This window comes from Nonomuraea sp. B5E05 (genome assembly GCF_039880665.1).
In the GTDB taxonomy this organism is placed as follows: domain Bacteria; phylum Actinomycetota; class Actinomycetes; order Streptosporangiales; family Streptosporangiaceae; genus Nonomuraea.
Map to the genome: position 1 here is coordinate 54983 of NZ_JBDPMJ010000026.1, position 17158 is coordinate 72140.

At 73.5% G+C, this 17158-nt stretch carries 18 protein-coding genes and 3 tRNA genes; 8 read left to right on the forward strand and 13 right to left on the reverse strand.

The window, feature by feature from the left end:
• Positions 1-29 precede the first annotated feature (29 nt).
• The 4 genes from ABGB01_RS36030 to ABGB01_RS36045 all read left to right on the forward strand — a co-directional run bounded on the left by ABGB01_RS36030 (position 30) and on the right by ABGB01_RS36045 (position 1108).
• Positions 30-100: transfer RNA gene (locus tag ABGB01_RS36030), tRNA-Ala, on the forward strand.
• Positions 101-116: 16 nt separating this feature from the next.
• A tRNA-Gln gene (locus ABGB01_RS36035) sits at positions 117-182 on the forward strand.
• Positions 183-207: 25 nt separating this feature from the next.
• Positions 208-280 (forward strand) — tRNA-Lys (locus ABGB01_RS36040).
• A 51-nt stretch (positions 281-331) separates the two neighbouring features.
• Positions 332-1108, forward strand: coding sequence for a PIG-L family deacetylase (locus ABGB01_RS36045; protein ID WP_347778056.1), 777 nt, complete (start codon positions 332-334; stop codon positions 1106-1108).
• A gap of 66 nt (positions 1109-1174) precedes the next feature.
• Here the strand turns inward: ABGB01_RS36045 and ABGB01_RS36050 are convergent, their stop codons facing one another.
• The 6 genes from ABGB01_RS36050 to ABGB01_RS36075 all read right to left on the reverse strand — a co-directional run bounded on the left by ABGB01_RS36050 (position 1175) and on the right by ABGB01_RS36075 (position 5969).
• Complete coding sequence (locus ABGB01_RS36050; RefSeq protein ID WP_347778057.1) at positions 1175-2119, reverse strand: sulfite exporter TauE/SafE family protein; 945 nt, start codon at positions 2117-2119, stop codon at positions 1175-1177.
• 197 nt (positions 2120-2316) lie between these two features.
• Positions 2317-3027: an SDR family NAD(P)-dependent oxidoreductase gene (locus ABGB01_RS36055; protein WP_347778058.1), complete on the reverse strand. Its 711-nt coding sequence runs from the start codon at positions 3025-3027 to the stop codon at positions 2317-2319.
• 112 nt (positions 3028-3139) lie between these two features.
• Positions 3140-3889, reverse strand: a complete 750-nt coding sequence (locus ABGB01_RS36060; protein WP_347778059.1) for a class I SAM-dependent methyltransferase — start codon at positions 3887-3889, stop codon at positions 3140-3142.
• 45 nt (positions 3890-3934) lie between these two features.
• Positions 3935-4729 (reverse strand): ABC transporter permease, encoded by a 795-nt coding sequence (locus tag ABGB01_RS36065; protein WP_347778060.1) that lies wholly within the window; start codon positions 4727-4729, stop codon positions 3935-3937.
• Positions 4726-5616, reverse strand: coding sequence for an ABC transporter ATP-binding protein (locus tag ABGB01_RS36070; RefSeq protein WP_347778061.1), 891 nt, complete (start codon positions 5614-5616; stop codon positions 4726-4728). The genes ABGB01_RS36065 and ABGB01_RS36070 overlap by 4 nt, the downstream gene beginning before the upstream one ends.
• The gene (locus ABGB01_RS36075) at positions 5613-5969 is read right to left on the reverse strand and encodes a hypothetical protein (RefSeq protein ID WP_347778062.1); all 357 of its coding nucleotides are present in this window, start codon (positions 5967-5969) and stop codon (positions 5613-5615) included. Before ABGB01_RS36075 ends, ABGB01_RS36070 begins: the two co-directional genes overlap by 4 nt.
• A 68-nt stretch (positions 5970-6037) precedes the next feature.
• Between ABGB01_RS36075 and ABGB01_RS36080 the strand changes: the two genes are divergently transcribed.
• The 3 genes from ABGB01_RS36080 to ABGB01_RS36090 are packed head-to-tail and all read left to right on the forward strand — an operon-like array spanning position 6038 to position 9027.
• On the forward strand, positions 6038-6439 hold the full coding sequence (locus ABGB01_RS36080; protein ID WP_347778063.1) for a GntR family transcriptional regulator: 402 nt from the start codon (positions 6038-6040) through the stop codon (positions 6437-6439).
• The gene (locus ABGB01_RS36085; protein WP_347778064.1) at positions 6436-7566 is read left to right on the forward strand and encodes a hypothetical protein; all 1131 of its coding nucleotides are present in this window, start codon (positions 6436-6438) and stop codon (positions 7564-7566) included. Before ABGB01_RS36080 ends, ABGB01_RS36085 begins: the two co-directional genes overlap by 4 nt.
• A gap of 60 nt (positions 7567-7626) precedes the next feature.
• A complete protein-coding gene (locus ABGB01_RS36090) occupies positions 7627-9027 on the forward strand; it encodes an aminotransferase class V-fold PLP-dependent enzyme (protein WP_347778065.1) in 1401 nt (466 codons plus the stop codon).
• A 21-nt stretch (positions 9028-9048) separates the two neighbouring features.
• Here the strand turns inward: ABGB01_RS36090 and ABGB01_RS36095 are convergent, their stop codons facing one another.
• From ABGB01_RS36095 to aceE, 5 genes are all read right to left on the reverse strand, one after another.
• Positions 9049-9897 (reverse strand): AraC family transcriptional regulator, encoded by an 849-nt coding sequence (locus tag ABGB01_RS36095; RefSeq protein ID WP_347778066.1) that lies wholly within the window; start codon positions 9895-9897, stop codon positions 9049-9051.
• 16 nt (positions 9898-9913) lie between these two features.
• Positions 9914-10075, reverse strand: coding sequence for a hypothetical protein (locus tag ABGB01_RS36100; RefSeq protein ID WP_347778067.1), 162 nt, complete (start codon positions 10073-10075; stop codon positions 9914-9916).
• Positions 10076-10224: 149 nt separating this feature from the next.
• The gene (locus ABGB01_RS36105) at positions 10225-11337 is read right to left on the reverse strand and encodes an epoxide hydrolase family protein (protein ID WP_347778068.1); all 1113 of its coding nucleotides are present in this window, start codon (positions 11335-11337) and stop codon (positions 10225-10227) included.
• A 140-nt stretch (positions 11338-11477) separates the two neighbouring features.
• Positions 11478-12095, reverse strand: coding sequence for a bifunctional 4-hydroxy-2-oxoglutarate aldolase/2-dehydro-3-deoxy-phosphogluconate aldolase (locus ABGB01_RS36110; protein ID WP_347778069.1), 618 nt, complete (start codon positions 12093-12095; stop codon positions 11478-11480).
• 78 nt (positions 12096-12173) lie between these two features.
• On the reverse strand, positions 12174-14621 hold the full coding sequence (aceE, locus tag ABGB01_RS36115) for a pyruvate dehydrogenase (acetyl-transferring), homodimeric type (RefSeq protein ID WP_347778070.1): 2448 nt from the start codon (positions 14619-14621) through the stop codon (positions 12174-12176).
• A gap of 49 nt (positions 14622-14670) precedes the next feature.
• On the opposite strand from aceE, the gene ABGB01_RS36120 reads away from it, so the two are divergent.
• On the forward strand, positions 14671-15276 hold the full coding sequence (locus ABGB01_RS36120; protein ID WP_347778071.1) for a GntR family transcriptional regulator: 606 nt from the start codon (positions 14671-14673) through the stop codon (positions 15274-15276).
• Between the two features lie 8 nt (positions 15277-15284).
• Here ABGB01_RS36120 and ABGB01_RS36125 read toward each other — a convergent pair whose 3' ends face one another.
• Together ABGB01_RS36125 and ABGB01_RS36130 are read right to left on the reverse strand one after the other, a co-directional pair.
• Positions 15285-15740: a MarR family winged helix-turn-helix transcriptional regulator gene (locus tag ABGB01_RS36125; protein ID WP_347778072.1), complete on the reverse strand. Its 456-nt coding sequence runs from the start codon at positions 15738-15740 to the stop codon at positions 15285-15287.
• Positions 15733-16995 carry an NAD(P)/FAD-dependent oxidoreductase gene (locus ABGB01_RS36130; protein WP_347778073.1) on the reverse strand — a complete coding sequence of 421 codons (1263 nt, stop codon included), beginning with the start codon at positions 16993-16995 and terminating at the stop codon, positions 15733-15735. The genes ABGB01_RS36125 and ABGB01_RS36130 overlap by 8 nt, the downstream gene beginning before the upstream one ends.
• Between the last annotated feature and the right edge of the window lie 163 nt (positions 16996-17158).

Below are 17158 nucleotides of genomic sequence, written 5' to 3' on the forward strand. Positions count from 1 at the left end.
CCAGGCGGCTTTTTCTTTCCGTACGACATGGGCTGATGGTGAAAAGGCATCACGTCTGCCTTGCAAGCAGAGGTTCAGGGTTCGAGTCCCTGTCGGTCCACCCCTCTCCTTTTCCATGCCAGATCGGGTAGGACGCCCGGCTCTGAACCGGGTAGGTGCACGTTCGAATCGTGCTCTGGCAGCTCATCGAGGGCCCCTTCTGTCCTCGCCGCTCGCGCCCGGCTGGTCGGGCACCGGCCTTTTAAGCCGGATTGGCAGGGTTCGAGCCCCTGGGGCGGTACGTCACACGCCTCCGCTACCATGGCCGTCCTTGATCACGTAAGGAGGCGCCGTGGCGGAGCTCCGCGTGTTGTGCGTGCACGCGCACCCGGACGACGAGGCGATCTGGACGGGCGGCACCCTGGCCAGGTACGCCGACGAGGGCGCCGTCACCGCGGTCGTGACGTGCACCTGGGCGGAGGGCACCCGGCGGGCCGGCGAGCTGGAGCGCTCCCTCGCCATCCTCGGCGCCGGCGAGCCGCTGCTGCTCGGCTACGCCGACGCGCGCAAGCCCGAGTCCGCACCCGGGGCGCCGCGCTTCGTGGACGTGCCGCTCGACGAGACGGTGGGGCAGCTGGTCGAGCACATCAGGCGCCTGCGCCCCGACGTCGTGCTCACCTACGACGGCTACGGCGTCTACGGCCATCCCGATCACGTGCACGCCCACCGCGTCGCCATGGCCGCGGTCGAGGCGGCCGGCTACGACCAGCTCCACCACGAAGCGGGGGATCCCTGGCGGCCGCGCGCGCTCTACCTGGCGACCATCCCGCGATCCGTCGTGCTGTCGCACTGGCGGGCGGTCTTCGGCGCGGATCCCGACCCGGGGCGGACGCTGCCCGGTGTGCCCGACGACCGGATCACCACCCACCTCGACGTCTCGCGATGGAGCGAGCGCAAGTGGGCCGCGATGCACGCGCACGAGTCGGAGGTCGGGCGCGGCGCGTCGATGACCATGCTGACCGCGCTGCCCGAGCCGGCCCGCGCCCTGATGCTGGCGAACGAGTGGTACCGTCGCGTCTCCTTCACCGGCGCTCCTCCGACCGGCGGCGTGGAGACCGCCCTCGGGTGACGCGCGTGGTCCCCTGGGGCGGACGGCGGCGGGCCGCTCGGGGCGGTGGGCGCCGGCCATAGGGCCTCAGGCGGAGGCCGTCTCCTCCTCCGTGTCCCCGGCCTTGCGCCGCAGCCCGCTCTCGATCGCCTCGACCGACTCGTTGGCCTTGTCGCGACGGTATTCGCGGACCGAGTAGGCGATCGCCGCCGCCCAGATGACGGCGATGGTCACGTACGCGACCGTCTGCACGGAGCTGGAGGCGTCGATCCAGTCGCTGCGCAGCAGGGTACGCGCGTTCGTCAGGACGATGATCCCGCCGACGGAGGAGCCGAGGATGCGGGGCGGGATGTGGCGGATCAGCCAGGCGGCGATGGGCGCGGCGATGACGCCGCCGATCAGCAGCACCACCACCCAGGAGAAGGTGATGTTCTCCGAGCCGAGGCCGACGAAGAAGCCGGCACTGGCGGCGATGGCGACCAGGAACTCGCTGGTGTCGATGGAGCCGATCACTTTACGAGGGGCCAGGCGCCCGCTGGCCAGGATCGCCGGGGTGCCGACCGGCCCCCAGCCGCCACCGCCGGTGGAGTCGACGAAGCCGGCCAGCAGCCCGAGCGGCGCCAGGAACCTCTTGCGCAGCGGCTTGCCCAGGTTGCCGCGCGGCAGCCCCAGCGCGGTGAAGCGGACCAGGATGTAGGCGCCCAGCACCAGCAGAATGATCGACATGACCGGCGCGGCGACCTCGGTCGACAGGCTGGACAGGAACGTCGCCCCGGCGAAGGCGCCGATGGCTCCTGGGACACCGATCTTGGCGACGACCTTCCAGTCGACGTTGCCGAAGCGCCAGTGGGACAGACCCGAGACGAGCGTGGTGCCGATCTCGGCCAGGTGCACGGTGGCGGAGGCTGCGGCCGCGTTCGTGCCGATGGCGAGCAGCAGCGTGGTCGAGGTGACACCGTAGGCCATGCCCAGGCTGCCGTCGACGAGCTGGGCCGCGAAGCCGACCAGCCCGAGCAGGATTAGCGCTCGCACGATCCCCTCTTTTCCTATCATTCCTACTGTACAGGTAGGATTAGTCTCTACGAGTTCCAGGATCGCGTCAAGATGTGACAGGTCAGCCACCCGACAGCACGATCGGGGCTCACCCGCATGGCGGCGGACGACCGCCGGCCGAGCGGACGAAGCGGGCGCCGCGGCCCGCCACGCGGGCGAAGGGGATCCGGAGCGGGCTACGCGGGCGAAGGGGTCTCGGGGCGGGCGCCCGAGGCCAGGCGGTGGGCGCGATGGGAGACGGCCGCGCGCCACTCCTCCGGTGTCACGACGAAACGGCCGTCCCGGACCGCCGCGAGCGCCGCGTCCGCGATGACCGCCGGGTCCTCGCCTTGGGGCGACATGGCCGTCCGTACGAGTGCGGGGCAGAGCAGCGTCACCCCGACCGGCGTGCCCTCCAGCGCCAGCGAGGCCTGCTCGGCCAGGGCCACCACGGCGTGTTTCGAGGCCGCGTAGGCCCCGCCGCCGGGGAACGTCACCAGCCCCGCCAGCGATGCCGTGACCAGGATGTGCGCCGGCCGCCCAGCCGCCAGCAGCCTGGGAACGAAGGCACGCAGGCCGTTGCGCACTCCGCCCACGTTGACGGAGAACACCCTGTCCCAGTCGTCGTCGCTCACCTCCCACGGCGCGCCCAGGTCCTGGCCGACGATGCCCGCGTTCAGGCACACCAGGTCGGCGCCGGGCGCGGCGGCGGCCAGCGCCTCCATCGCCGCGGGATCGGCGACGTCGGTGGGCACGGCGTCGGCTCCCAGCTCGGCGGAGGCGGCGGCGAGCCCGGCCGCGTCGATGTCGGCGAGCACGACGTGCGCCCCCGCCGCGCGCAGGCCGGCGGCCAGGGCCCTGCCGATGCCGCCGGCGGCACCTGTGACGACGGCGTGCGTGATGTTCATGACCCTCTCCCGGGGCGACTCGTGATGCTCATGACCTTCCCGGGCGAGCCGGCCCGGCGATGGCCACGCACGTGGGACTCACGTGCCCCCGCCGCGACCGCGCACGTGACACTCACTGCTCTCGCACCGGCCGGAGCAGGAAGGTGACGAATCCGAGGACGTCGCGGTAGCCGCGCAACCACGTGGCGCGATGGTCGCGGGCCGCCGCCAGGGCGGCCTCGCCGTCGGAGCCGGGGTGGTCGAGCGCCCAGTCGGTCAGCGAGCCGGTCCAGGACCATTCGTACTCGTCCCACTCCGCGCGCGTGCTGGTGTGGGCGTGGACGGTGGCGTAGCCGGCGCGCTCGGCCCGCTCCACCGTGCCCGCGAGGTCGGCGTACTCGTCGAGGCCCGCGTCCAGCAGGGCCAGCGTCTCCGGCGAGGGCGTCGCCTCCCAGAAGCCCTCCCCGATGAGAGCCCGCCCGGTGGGACGCAGGTGGCGGCGCATCGCCTGCAGCGACTCCGTCAGGCCGCCGAAGGCGTGGGTGGCGCCGACGCACAGGACGAGGTCGTACGGCTCGGGGGCGGTGAATCCGTCGGCGGTGGTGTGGTGCAGGCGGAGCCGGTCGGACACGCCGCGGGCCACGGCGTGCTCGGCGGCCGCGGCGAGCGCGGCCTCGGAGACGTCCACCCCGTCGGCCGTCGCCTTCGGGTGGAGCTCCAGAGCCCTGATGATCCATTCGGCCTCGCCGCAGCCGAGGTCGAGGACGCGCGCGTCGGCGGGCAGCCGCGCCCGCCGGAGCAGGCGTTCGAGGGCGTCGTCGCTGATGGGGGCGGCGACGGGATGGTCACGATGGGCGAGGTGGCTGAGCAGGTGTCGATGCATCCGGAGGATTATGCCGGAGCACCCCTGCGCCCCGCGCGCCCTTTTTCAGGTGATGTCCCTGCGCAACGGGGCCGCGACGGCGGCGAGCGCGGCCAGCGCGGCGTAGCCCACGAGGACGGCGCCGCCCAGCGAGGCGGGCAGCAGGGCCCCCGCCGCCCCGCCGGTCTGGGCGGCGACGGCGTCGGCCAGGTAGGTGAAGCCGGTCAGGGCGGCGGTGGCCCCGCCGGGCAGGTAGGGGTAGAGCGTGTTGACCCCGGGGACGAGCATCAGCGCGGTCTCGACGACGTAGAAGTACGAGCCGAGCACCACGAGCGCGGCCACCTGGTTGCGGAGCAGGGCGCCGAAGCCCACGCCGAGCAGCGTGTAGGCACCCATGGTCACCGCGATCCTGGCCAGCAGCCCGAGCACCTCGCCTGCGGGCAGCCCCAGGGTGACGCCCTTGGTGGCGGCGGCCGTGAAGAGCCCCGCGGCGGCCACGGCGGCGGTGACCGCCCCGTAGGCCAGGCCGGCTGCCGTGTACGTGACGATCTTCGCGACCAGCGCCGTCCATCGCCGGGGCGCGTACAGCACCGTGGTCGTGATGGTGCGGTGGCGGTATTCGGCGGCCACCGCCGACGTGCCCAGCAGCGCTGGCACGAACGCGAGCAGCCCGAGCAGGCCGAGCACCACGCGCGTGCCCTCCGCCGTGTGGAGGCCGGGCATCGGCGGGTCGAAGTTCTCCGGCCCGATGAGGGCGAGCAGCGCGGCGAACGCGCCGCTGCAGATCGCCGCGAGCAGCCCCCACCGCCAGAGTCTGGCGCTGGTCAGGCGGCGCCACTCCGCCAGGACGAAACCGGTCATGCGGGCCCTCCGGTGAGGTTGAGGAACGCCTGTTCGAGCGTGGGGCGGACGGGGGTGATCTCGTGCAGGGGGATGCCGTGCGCGCTCGCCTCAGCGGCGATGTGATCGGCGGGCAGCCCGTGGACGAGCAGGGCGTCCTCGGCCGTGTGCTCGACGGTGACCCCCTCCCCCAGGCCGGGCAGGAGAGTGTGCAGGGTGGCGGCGCCGGGCGAGCGGATGAGCACGCGGGGGTCGCCGTACAGGTCGGTCACCGGGCCCGCGACGGCGAGCCGGCCCTCGCGGATCACCACGACCCGGTCGGCGAGCTGCTCCACCTCGCTCAGCACGTGGCTGGAGACCAGGACGGCGCGGCCCTGCGCGGCGAGCTCGCGCAGGAAGCCGCGCAGCCAGGCGTTCCCCTCGGGGTCGAGGCCGTTGGCGGGCTCGTCGAGCAGCAGCACGCGCGGGTCTCCGAGCAGCGCGGTCGCCAGGTGGAGGCGCTGGCGCATCCCGGTGGACAGGGCGCGGGTGAGGCGCTCCGCGAACGGGGTCACGCCGGTCAGGTCCATGACCTCCTCCGTGCGGCGGCGGGAGAAGCCGCCCATCCGCGCGTACACCCGCAGGTGGGCGCGGGCGGTGTGGTCGGGGTGGAACCCGGAGGTGTCCAGCACGGCGCCGACGGTCGCGGCCGGGCGGCGCAGGCGGGCGTAGCGCACCCCGCCGATGGTGGCGCTGCCGGTGTCGGGGACGACCAGGCCCAGCACCATGCGCATGGTGGTGGTCTTGCCCGCCCCGTTGGGACCGAGGAAGGCCGTGACCTTGCCCGGCGGCGCGTCGAAGCTCAGGTCGGTGACGGCGGCCACGGGGCCGTACGCCTTGCCGAGCCCGCGCACCTCGACGGCGGTCACGCGGCCGCTCCGGCCAGCCGGCGCCGGACGTCCTCGGCGCCGGCCAGGCTGAGCACCAGCTCGTCGACGCCGTCGATGCGCCGGTCGAGCACGACGCGCAGCCCGGGCTCGCCTCCCCTGGCGCACACCAGCCGCCTGACGCCGTCGAAGCCCGTCCACGTGCCGGCCTTGAGCACGCCGCTGACGACGATGCCCGCACGCAGGCCTCTGGCCTGGGAGAGGGGGTGGGCCACGGGCACGACCTCGCGGATCGCCGCCAGCGGGATGTCGGTGCGCGCCCTGCGGACGAAGAGCCGCGTCCAGCGCTCGTAGCGCACGGTGAGCGTGGTCGGGGTGATGTCGAGGGTGAACATGGCCGGGGCTCCCGTCGTTGGTGAGTTCCATCTGTTCTATTAGATGTATATCAGATAAGCTGTGGGACGTGAACCTGCACCTCGATCTCGACAGTGAGGTCCCGATCTACCAGCAGATTCGGGACCGGATCGTGGAGGCGGTCGCCAGAGGCGAGGCCGTGGAGGGCGACCCGCTGCCTTCCACCCGGCAGCTCGCGGCCGACTTCGGGATCAACTTCCACACCGTCAACAAGGCGTACGACCTGCTCAAGCGCGAGGGCGTCATCCGTGTCAACCGCAAGAGCGGCGCGGTCGTCAGGCGCGATCCCTCCTCAGGCCCGCCGGAGCCCGGCTTCGCGGCGGACTGGGAAGAGCGGGCCCTCGTGCTGCTGGCCGAGGCCACCGTGCACGGCCTCGACCGCGACGAGGTCGTGCGCCGCTGCCAGTCCCTGCTGTCGAAATTCCGAACCGAGGAGAAGACGACCTCATGACGCTGCCCATCGCCGCCGTGCTGGCCACGATCGCCCTGGTGACCGCGGTGTCGCTGGCCATGCCGGCGCTGACCAGGCCGACGACGCCGTTCGGGGTGCTGGTGCCGCACGCGTACGTCGCCCACGCCGAGGTGATCGGGCAACGCCGTGCCTACACCAGGCTGGTGCTCCTCGCCGCCCTGTGCGCCGCCGCCGTCGGCGTGCCGCTCGTGGCGGCCGGCCGGGGCGCCGGCTCCATCAGCGGCGTCGGCGCCGTGCTCGGCGTCGCCGACCTGGCCCTCTACGTGCGGGCCGGCCGCAGGGTCCGCGCGGCCAAGCGCGACGAGGGCTGGCAGGAGGGCCTGCGCCGGCGCGTCACCGTGGACACCACGTTCCGCACCGACCCGGTGCGCGTGCCCTGGGCGTGGGCGCTGCCGGCGCTCGTGATCATGCTGGTCACCGCGGGTGCCGGCTGGTGGCGGTACGGCTCGCTGGGTGCTCTGCCGTCGTTCCAGGGGTACGGCGTCGACCCTGCCGCCCCGGCGCGGGCCCTCACTCCGTGGGCCGCGTTCGAGCCGGTGCTCATCCAGGCCGGGATCACCCTGCTCCTCCCCGTGGTGACGCTGCTCGTCCTGCGCGCGCGGCCGGACCTCGACGCCGCCCGTCCCGCGGGCTCGGCCCGGAGGTACCGCGTCTACCTGCGCGGCGTGGCCCGGCTGACGCTCGCCGGGGCGGCCTGCCTCAACCTCGGGCTGCTGGTCGTGTCCCTGCAGCTGTGGCAGCTGGTCCCGCCGTCACTCGCCTGGCGGATCGCGGCGTACGTCCCGCTCGTCGCGCTGCTCGTGGCCTGGGTCGTCCGGGAGATCCGCGTCGGCCACGGCGGGCACCGGCTGCCGGCCCTGCCGGGAGAGGACGCCGAGGAGACCGGGGTGACGCAGCGTGACGACGACCGCCACTGGTTCGTCGGCGGCACCGTCTACCTCAACCGGCACGACACGGCCCTGCTGGTGCCTGCGAGGATCGGCGCGACCTGGACGCTCAACCTCGGCCATCCCGTCACGTGGGCCGTCCTCGCCGCGCTGGTGGTGCTGGGGCTGCTCGCGCTCACCGGGGTGATCGACCTGCCCCAGCGGGAGAGCCTTTTCTGACAGCCAGGGTGCAAGAACGTCCAATCCTGACTCTTGCCCGGTTCCCTACCGTGTCGGGACATGACCACCCAGCAGGAACGCCACACCGCACTCCCCCTGGACCTCGCCCCGCACACCGTCGCCGAGCTGGGCCGCCAGGCCGTCGACCTCATCGTCCGGCAGGTGGCCGAGCTGCCGGACGAGCCCGCCAGCGACTACCGCGACGCCGCCCGGCTGGCCGCGCTGCTGCGCCGCCCGCCGGGCGGCGAGCCGGGCGACTTCGCCACCCTGATCGAGACCTTCCGCCAGGCCGCCGGGCAGGGCGTCAACACGGCGGGACCCGGCTACCTGGCCTATTTCCCCGCGGGCGGCCTCGTCTCGTCGGCCCTGGCCGAGCTGCTCGCACAGGTGGCCAACCGCTACACCGGCGTGGCGCAGACCGCGCCCGCGCTGGTCGCGATGGAGGAGAGCGTGCTCGCCTGGATGGCGGGCCTGTTCGGGCTGCCGTCCGGCGCGGGCGGGCTGATCACCACCGGCGCCTCGCAGGCCACCCTGTCCGCGGTGGTGGCCGCCCGGCACGACCGGCTCGGCGCCGCGTTCGGCGACGGCACCGTGTACGTGACCGAGCACACGCACTACAGCCTGGCCAAGGCCGCCCAGATCGCCGGCCTGCCCGCCGGGCGGATCCGGACCGTCCCCACCACCGCGGATCTGCGCATGGATGTCCGCGAGGCGGCCCGCATGATCGCTGAGGACCGCGCCGCCGGGCTGCGCCCCTTCCTGCTGGCAGGCACCGCGGGCAGCACCAGCACGGGCACCGTCGACCCGCTCGCTGACCTGGGCCGGCTGGCTCGCGAGCAGGGGATGTGGTTCCACGTCGACGCCGCCTACGGCGGCGGCTTCCAGCTCACCCGGCGCGGGCGCGAGCGGCTCGCCGGGATCGAGGAGGCCGACTCGCTGACGTTCGACCCGCACAAGAGCCTGTTCCTGCCGTACGGGACGGGCGTGCTGCTCGTACGCGAGCCGGCCGTGCTGCGCGCCGCGCACGCGGGCGGCGGCCAGTACCTGCAGGACATCCATGAGGTGGACGGGCTGCCCGACTACGGGCACCTGGGCGTGGAGCTCACCCGGGAGTTCCGCGGGCTGCGGCTGTGGCTGCCGCTGCACCTGCACGGCGTGCGGGCCTTCGAGGAGGCGCTGGACGAGAAGCTCGACCTGGCCGGGGTGGTGCACCGGGAGCTGTCGGCCGATCCGCGTCTGGAGGTGCCGTGGCGGCCGGACCTGAGCGTGGTGCCCTTCCGCCTGCGGGGCTCCGACGACGACAACCGGCGCTTCCTCGACCGGATCAACGCCACGCGCCGGGTCTACCTGTCGAGCACCACCCTGGAGGATGCGTTCTACCTGCGCCTGTGCGTGCTCAGTGTCCGCACCGGCGCCGACCGCGTGGAGGAGGCGCTCCGCGTCATCCGCGCGTCCCGCTAACCGCCGCCACCACGCTCCACGTCACCCGCGCCTCCCGCCGACCGGCCGGCCCGCCAGCACCCCCCGCTGGTAGGCGCCCGGTGTCACCCCCACCATGCGGCGGAAGTGCCGCGACAGGTGTGACTGGTCGCAGAACCCGGCGGCCGCCGCCGCCTGCGCCGGCGGCATCCCCCGCTCCAGCAGTGCGCGGGCGCGCCTGACGCGCAGCTGGACGACGTAGGCGTGCGGCGGCAGCCCGTACGCGCGGCGGAAGGAACGCAGCAGCGCGAACGGCGCCGTGCCCGCGGCCGCGGCCAGCTCGCCCAGGTCGGGCGGGTCGGTCAGGGACTCGTGCAGCAGCTCGCGCGCCCTGGCGGCGACGCTCCGGCCGGCCGCCGCGGGCCGGGGCGACCGGCCGGGGCGTGGCCCGCGGGAGCCGTACGCGCCGATCAGCCGCGCCATGACGACGCGCAGCAGCGAGTCGGCGGCCAGCCGCTGCCCCTGCTCGGCCGCCCGGTGCGCGGACAGCAGCAGCGCGGAGGCCCGCTCGTCGGAGGCCGACCAGGTGGTGAACGCCGGAGGCCCGCCGGCGGCGCCCGCCTCGTCGGCGATGGCCGCCAGCTGCTCCGGCCTGGGATACAGGACACGGTAGGTCCAGCCGTCGGGCGTGCCCGCCCGCCCGGTGTGCACGACGCCCGGGTCGATCATGACGACCTCGCCGGCGCCGGTGCACCGCGGCCCGTCGGGGAAGGCGATCTCCTCCAGGCCCTCCTCGACGACGCCGATCGCGTACGTGTCGTGGCTGTGCCGGGCGAACGGGTCGCCCGTGAACCGGGCCCGCATCAGGTCCACGCCGCCCCACAGCGGGTCACGCCAGTACCGCACGCTCATGCGCCCACGGTAACGCTCACGCCCGGGCGCGCGCCCCGGCCCGCATCGGGAGCGCGGCGACGGCCGCCGCGAGCGACATGACGATCGCGGAGACCGCCAGCGCGAACGTCGTCCCGTAGTGGTAGGCGACGGCGTTCCGTTCAGCGGATCGGTGGCCGTCCAGCCCGCCTCCTCGCACGCCGCGGCGAGCAGGAAGGCGATGGCCAGCAGCGGCGCGGTCAGCAGCGGCATCCCCGGCAGCCCGCTCGGCGACCCAGAACGGCATCCGCCCAGGCCCGCGATCGGCCGGCCGGCGACGTGGTGCACAGGCCCAGCTCCGACGCCTGCTCAGCGCAGGGTCGCGAAGAACGCGCGCACGTCGGCGACGAACGTCTCCGGCTGCTCCAGGGCGGCGAACGTGCCGCCCCGCTCGTGCTCCACCCAGCCGACGATGTTGTTGTCGCGCTCGGCGAAGCGCCGGATGGGCCGCAGGATGTCCTTCGGGAAGACCGAGATCGAGGTGGGCACGCTCGCGGGCTTGAGCTCCCACTCGACGCCGGTGTCCGTCTCGGTGTCGGGCGTCTCGGCGAAGGACCGGGCGGCCGAGCCGGCGGTGTTGGTCAGCCAGTAGAGCATGACCGTGGTGAGCAGCCGGTCGGTGTCGATGTCCGTGTCGCTCCACTCGTGGTAGACGCCGGCGAACCAGGCCAGCAGCGCCACCGGCGAGTCGGCCATGCCGTAGGCGAAGGTCTGCGGGCGGGCCGACTGGATGAGCTTGTAGGCGTACTGCTCGGTCATGTAGCTCTCGCGGAAGGCCAAGCGCTCCTGCTCGACCTCGCTCAGCCCGTCGAACTCGCCGGGCGCGCCGATGGGGAAGCAGATGATGCCGTTGCCGTGCATCCCGGCGACCCGGTCAGGGGCGAGGACGCCGACCTCGCGCGAGATCCACGTGCCCCAGTCGCCGCCCTGCACGCCGAAGCGCTCGTAGCCGAGCCGGGTCATGAGCTCCAGCCAGGCGCGGGCGATGCGGGTGGAGCCCCATCCGGTCTCGCGCGTGGGCCCCGACAGGCCGTAGCCCGGCAGGGACGGGATGACCAGGTGGAAGTCGCGGCTGAGCGGCTCGATCACGTCGAGGTATTCGGCCGGGGAGCTGGGCCAGCCGTGGGTGATCAGCAGCGGCAGCGCGCCGGGGTCCGCGGAGCGGACGTGCAGGAAGTGCACGCGCTGCCCGTCGATCTCGGTGACGAACTGGTCATGGCGGTTGAGCTCGGCCCGCGCCGCCTCCCAGTCGTAGCCGGTGCGCCAGTGCTCGACCAGGCGCCTGAGGTGGGCGAGCGGCACGCCGTAGCGCCAGCCGTGGCCGGTCACCTCGTCCGGCCAGCGCACCCGATCGAGCCGCGCGCCCAGGTCGTCGAGGTCGGCCTGGGCGGTTTCGAGGCGGAAGGGCCGGATGTCGGTCAAGAATTCCTCCAGAGTAGTCGTACGGCGTACCGTACGCTATACGGTTCGCAGGGCGCAAGGGGCTCCCTCTTTGGAGCGTTCCATCTAAGGGAAGCGGGCGCGCAGCCCTTGCCCTTGTGCGGATCAGTGGAGGGGTGGCGTCACGCCGGAATGCTCGCGCGCAGCTCGGCCAGCGCCTCGTCATCGTTGAGCGCCGACCCCACGGCCACGGCGCGGCACCCCGCCGCCAGGAAGCCGGCCGCGTTGGTGGCGTCGATCCCTCCGGTGGCGACGAACCGGACGGAAGGGAACGGCGCCAGCTGGGCGGTGATCCAGCCGGCCCCGAGCTGCTTGGCGGGGAACGCCTTGAGCCAGCTGAAGCCGTGCGCGAGGGCGGCGGCGATCTCCGTGGCGGTGGCCACGCCCGGCAGGTGCGGCAGCCCGAGGCGGCGCGATTCTGCGACGACCTCGGGGTGCAGCCCGGGCGCGACCGTGAACGCCGCCCCCAGGTCGTGCACCGTGAGCAGCTGGGCGGCCGTGGTCACCGTTCCCGCACCGACGCTCTTCCCGCGCTCCTTCGCGGCCTCGACGGCCGCCCGGAGTGACGGCAGCGCGCTGGACGTCTGCACGGGCACCTCGATGAGCTCGACCCCGAACTCCCAGGCTCGCTCGCACATCGCCACGGTCGCGTCAGGGTCGAGGTTGCGGAAGATGCCGAGGATCGGGACGCGGTCGAGGTGCCGGTCGAGGTGCCGGTCGAAGAACTGATCGGCGTCCATGGATGTCTCCTCCTCGGCCCTGGTGATCACGGCATTTCGCAATATATCGGACGGCCCGGCCGGACCAGGCGGGCAGCCCTACTCCTCGACCGCCTTGAGCACCGCGTCCGCGATCGAGCGCGGGTCCACCCCGAAGTGGCGGCGTACGTCCTCACGCGGGCCGGAAAGCCCGAACCCGTCGGTGCCGAGCGACGTCCACGGCCGGTCGATCCAGGGCCGGATCTGGTCGGGCACCGCCCGCATCCAGTCGCTGACCGCGATCACCGGCCCGCTCGTCCCCGCCATGGCCTGGCGCAGGTAGGGCACGCCCGTCGCGGTCATGGCCTCCCTGCGCAACTCGCTCCACGAGGTCACCGACCACACGTCGACGCCGACGCCGTACTCCTCCCGCAGCAGCCGCTGCGCCTCCAGCGCCCAGTGGATGGCGGTGCCGCTGGCCAGCAGGTGGGCGGCGCCGCCCCCGGCGGAGTAGCGGTAGATGCCCTTGACGATGCCCTCCTCGACCCCCTCGGGCATCGCGGGCTGCGGCTTCGGCTCGTTGTAGAGGGTCAGGTAGTAGAACACGTCCTCGGCCGCGGGGCCGTACATGCGTTCAAGCCCGTCACGCACGATCACCCCCACCTCGTACGCGAAGGCGGGGTCGTAGGCCAGGCACGCGGGGTTGGCCGAGGCGAGCAGTTGCGAGTGCCCGTCGGCGTGCTGCAGCCCCTCCCCCGTCATCGTGGTGCGCCCGGCGGTCGCGCCGATGAGGAATCCGCGGCCGAGCTGGTCGGCCAGGGCCCACATCTGGTCGCCGGTCCGCTGCCAGCCGAACATCGAGTAGAAGATGTAGAAGGGGATCATCGGCTCGCCGTGGGTGGCGTAGCTGGAGGCCGCGGCGGTGAACGACGCCATCGATCCCGCCTCGGTGATGCCCTCGATGAGGATCTGCCCGTCGACCGCCTCCTTGTACGACAGCAGCAGCTCCCTGTCGACGGCGTCGTAACGCTGGCCGTGGGGCGAGTAGATCTTCGCGGTGGGGAAGAGCGACTCCATGCCGAACGTCCTGGCCTCGTCGGGCACGATCGGCACCCAGCGCCGCCCGGTCTCCGGCTCCTTCATCAGGTCCTTGACCAGCCGGACGAACGCCATCGTGGTGGCCACCGGTTGCGCCGAGCCCTTGGCCAGGGCGCGGAAGGGCCGCTCGCCGGGCTGCGGCAGGAGGTGGTGGGAGACCGTGCGCCGGGGTGTCGGCCCGCCCAGGGCGGACCGCCGCTCGGCGATGTAGCGTGCCTCGGGCGAATCGGGGCCGGGGTGCAGGTAGGGCGGCAGCTCGCCGTCGAGCGCACCGGCGGGGACGGGCAGGCCGAGCCGCTCGCCCATGACGCGGAACTCGTCCTGCGTGAGCTTCTTCATCTGGTGGTTGGCGTTGCGCGCCTCGATCCCGGCGCCGAGCGTCCAGCCCTTGACCGTCTGGACGAGGACGACGGTGGGCGCGTCGGTGTGCTCCAGCGCCCTGCGGTAGGCGGCGTACACCTTGCGCGGCTCGTGGCCGGCCCGCGACCCGCCGACGACGCGCCGCAGGTCCTCGTCGGAGTGGGGCACGTCCAGACCGTGGAACAGGTGCTCCCTGATGTAGGCGCCGGTGGAGGCGGCGTACGTCTGGAACTGGCCGTCGGGCACCTCGCCGAGCCTGGCCACCAGCTCGTCGGAGCCGAGCAGGTCGTCCCACTCCCGGCCCCACAGCGCCTTGACGACGTGCCAGCCGGCGCCCCTGAAGACGCTCTCCAGCTCCTGCACGACACGGGTGTTGCCGCGGACGGGGCCGTCGAGCCGCTGGAGGTTACAGTTGATCACGAAGGTGAGGTTGCCGAGGCCCTCGCGTGCCGCCAGCGTGAGGGCGGCGGTGGACTCGGGCTCGTCCATCTCCCCGTCGCCGAGGAAGGCCCAGACATGGCTGCGCGAGGTGTCCTTGATGCCGCGGTTGTGCAGGTAGCGGTTGAACCTGGCCTGGTAGATCGCGTTGAGCGGGCCGAGCCCCATCGACACGGTGGGAAACTGCCAGAAGCCGGGCATGGCCCTCGGGTGCGGGTAGGACGGCAGGCCTCCCTCGGGCTCGCGGCGGAACAGGTCGAGCTGCTCCTCGCTCAGCCGTCCCTCCAGGAAGGCGCGGGCGTAGACGCCCGGAGAGGCGTGCCCCTGGAAATAGACCTGGTCGTGGCCGGCGTGGAAGAAGTGGTTGAACCCCACCTCATAGAGCCAGGCGGCCGAGGCGTAGGTGGCCAGGTGACCGCCGAGCCCCAGCTTGGCGCCCCGGGTGACCATGGCCGCGGCGTTCCACCGGTCGTAGGCCGCGACGCGTTCCTCCAGCGCGAGGTCGCCCGGGTAGGCGGGTTCCTCCGCCGTGGGCACCGTGTTGAGGTAGCGCGTGCTCGTGGCCAGCCTGCGCAGCAGGTAGTCGGCCCGATCGGGACCGGCCTCCCGCCGGACCGCCTCGAGCGACTCGAGCCATTCGGCGGTCTCCTGAGGATCCAGATCTCTCTGCATGCTTCTATTAAACACCCTATGATCGATCATATGATGAAAGGACTTCTCCGTGGAGCCTGTGGCGCGGCCGCCGCTGCGTGACGAGATCCGCGACGTGCTGGTCGAGGGCATGATCAGCGGCCGCTGGGGGCCCGGTGACCGCATCGTGGAGCGCCGCCTGGCCGCCGAGCTCCAGGTCAGCCAGGCGCCCGTACGCGAGGCGCTGCGCGAGCTCGAAGCCCTCAGGCTGGTCGAGTCCTCCCCCAACAAGGGCGCCCGGGTCCGCGGCTTCACCCCGGCCGACCTGCGCGAGGTCTACCAGGTGCGGGCGGGCCTCGAGGAGACCGCCACCCGCCTGGGCAGCCCGTCCGTCCCCGCGCTGCGGGCGCACGTCGCCCGCATGCACGAGGCGGCCGCCGCCGGCTCGCTCGACGGCCAGGTGCGCCACCTCGTCGGCTTCCACCGCGAGATCGTGGCCGCGTCCGGCAACGCGGTGCTGGTCTCGGTGTGGGAGTCGCTGGGCATCGAGGTGTGGACGCACGTGTCGATCCGGCTGTTCAGGATGCGGCCGCACGAGAACGCCGCCGACCACGAGCCTCTCGTCGAGGCCTTCGACCGCGGCGATCCGGACATCGGCCGCCTGCTGCGCGACCACGTGCTCGGCTACGCCCCCTGAGCGAACGGTCAGGCGAGGGCATCGCGGACGGCGCGCAACATGCGGGCCAGCTCCGCGGCCTCGGCGGCGGACAGCCCGATGGCCTCCGGCGCGTTGAACTCCTCGACCTTGGGCTGCGCCCGGGCCAGAAGCTCGCGGCCCGCCCCGGTGATCCGCAGCCCCGCCCGGCGCCCGCGGCCCCCTGGCCCGTCGCGCTCGACCAGGCCGCGCTTGAGCAGCGACACGAACAGCTCGTTCATGCTCTGCGGACGCACCATGACCGCGCGGGCGAGCTCGGCCTGGCTGAGGTCCTCGCCGGCGGCGAGCGTGGCCAGCACGCCGAACTGCGTCGGGGTGAGCCCGACCGAGGCGAAGAGCGCGGTGAAACCCCTGGCGACCACATGCGAGGTCTGGATCAGCTCCCACAACGGCAGGTCCGGCTCCCCGTCGGGCCAGGCACCGTAGCCGGACCGCCGCTCAGGCAACGCGGGCTCCCGTCACGCGGCGGCCGAGCCGGGCGGCCGTGGCCAGAGCGGGCAGGCTCAGCCGCGCCAGCCCCGTCCCGACCGGGCCGGCGAGCCGGTGCACCCAGCCCAGCGGCTGCATCGACGTGCGGATCGCGTCGCCCGCGTAGGCGGCCATCCCGCTCTGGTAGCGGTGCACGGCCATCGGGACGGTGGACTCCCCCGCGTGCGCGCGGGCCAGCTCGCCGGCCAGGAGGTCGGCGTCGCGGATCGCGGTGGCCGCGGCCCGCCCGCCGGTGGGCGGCATGGCGTGGACGGCGTCGCCCAGCGCGGTGACGGCGCCGGCCGGCCAGGGCGTCAGGTCGGCGGCGGGGTCGGCGGCGTGGAAGCGGAAGAACGCCACGGTGGCCGGGTCCCCGGCGCGGACGAGGGCCCGCAACCGCCCGTCCCAGCCGTCGAGCAGCGCGCCGGTGACCCGCGTCAGGCCCGCGCCGTCGAGCTCGCGGGGCCTGACGGGGAAACGCCCGTCGGGCGCGAGGAGCCCCCAGATGAGCGCGGGATCCTCCAGAATGGCGGGCACGCCGGTGCAGGAGGAGGGGTCGACCACGGCGCCTCCCGCCGGGTCGTGGACGGTGACGAACATCCCGATGCCTCCCGGCCCGAAGGCCAGCGCCGGGCCCTCGGCCAGCAGCCCGGGGACGAGCGGGCGGGTCCGGCCGTCCAGCGGGGTGCGGCCGGCGATGCCGCTCACCCCGGCGGGGGCCGAGGTCGGGCGGCCGGCCAGCGCCGCGGCGACCCGCGAGCCCACGCCGTCCGCTCCGACGAGGAGATCGCCCCGGTCGGTGCTCCCGTCGGCGAAGTGCGCCGTGACCGTGCCGTCGGGATGTGCCCGGTGGCCGGTGAACTCGGCGCCGAACCTCAGCGCGCCGTCCAGCCCGTGAGCCAGGAGCCGGCGCAGCGGGATGCGGCCGATCATGAGTGTCTCTTGCGCGCGCTCGCGCGGCTCGGCGAACAGCAGCCGCATCCGGTGGTCGGCGACGGCGAAGCGGCGGAACGCCTGCCACCCCGCCGAGCTGCCCAGGAGCGCCTGGTAGTGGTCGGGCGCGAGGTGGCGGCGCAGCGCCGCGCAGGCCCGGTCGTCGAGGTGGAGGCGGTAGCCGCCGGTCGCCTCCACGGCCGGATCGCGCTCGTGGACCGCGACCTCGATCCCGGCACGCCGCAGCGCCTGGGCGAGGGTCAGCCCGCCCATGCCGGCTCCGATGATCAGCACCTTCATGGCGCTCCTTCCTATCAGGCACCTGATTACAAATAAGGTACCTGATACTTGAGCACCATGTCAGGCGGCCCCGCCTCGGCGCTTCCGGCCACCTCGTTCCCCGATCCTCGTGTCTCGCCCGGGGTGGCTCTCGTACGATGGCCGCGTTCTTCGCAAACAGGTC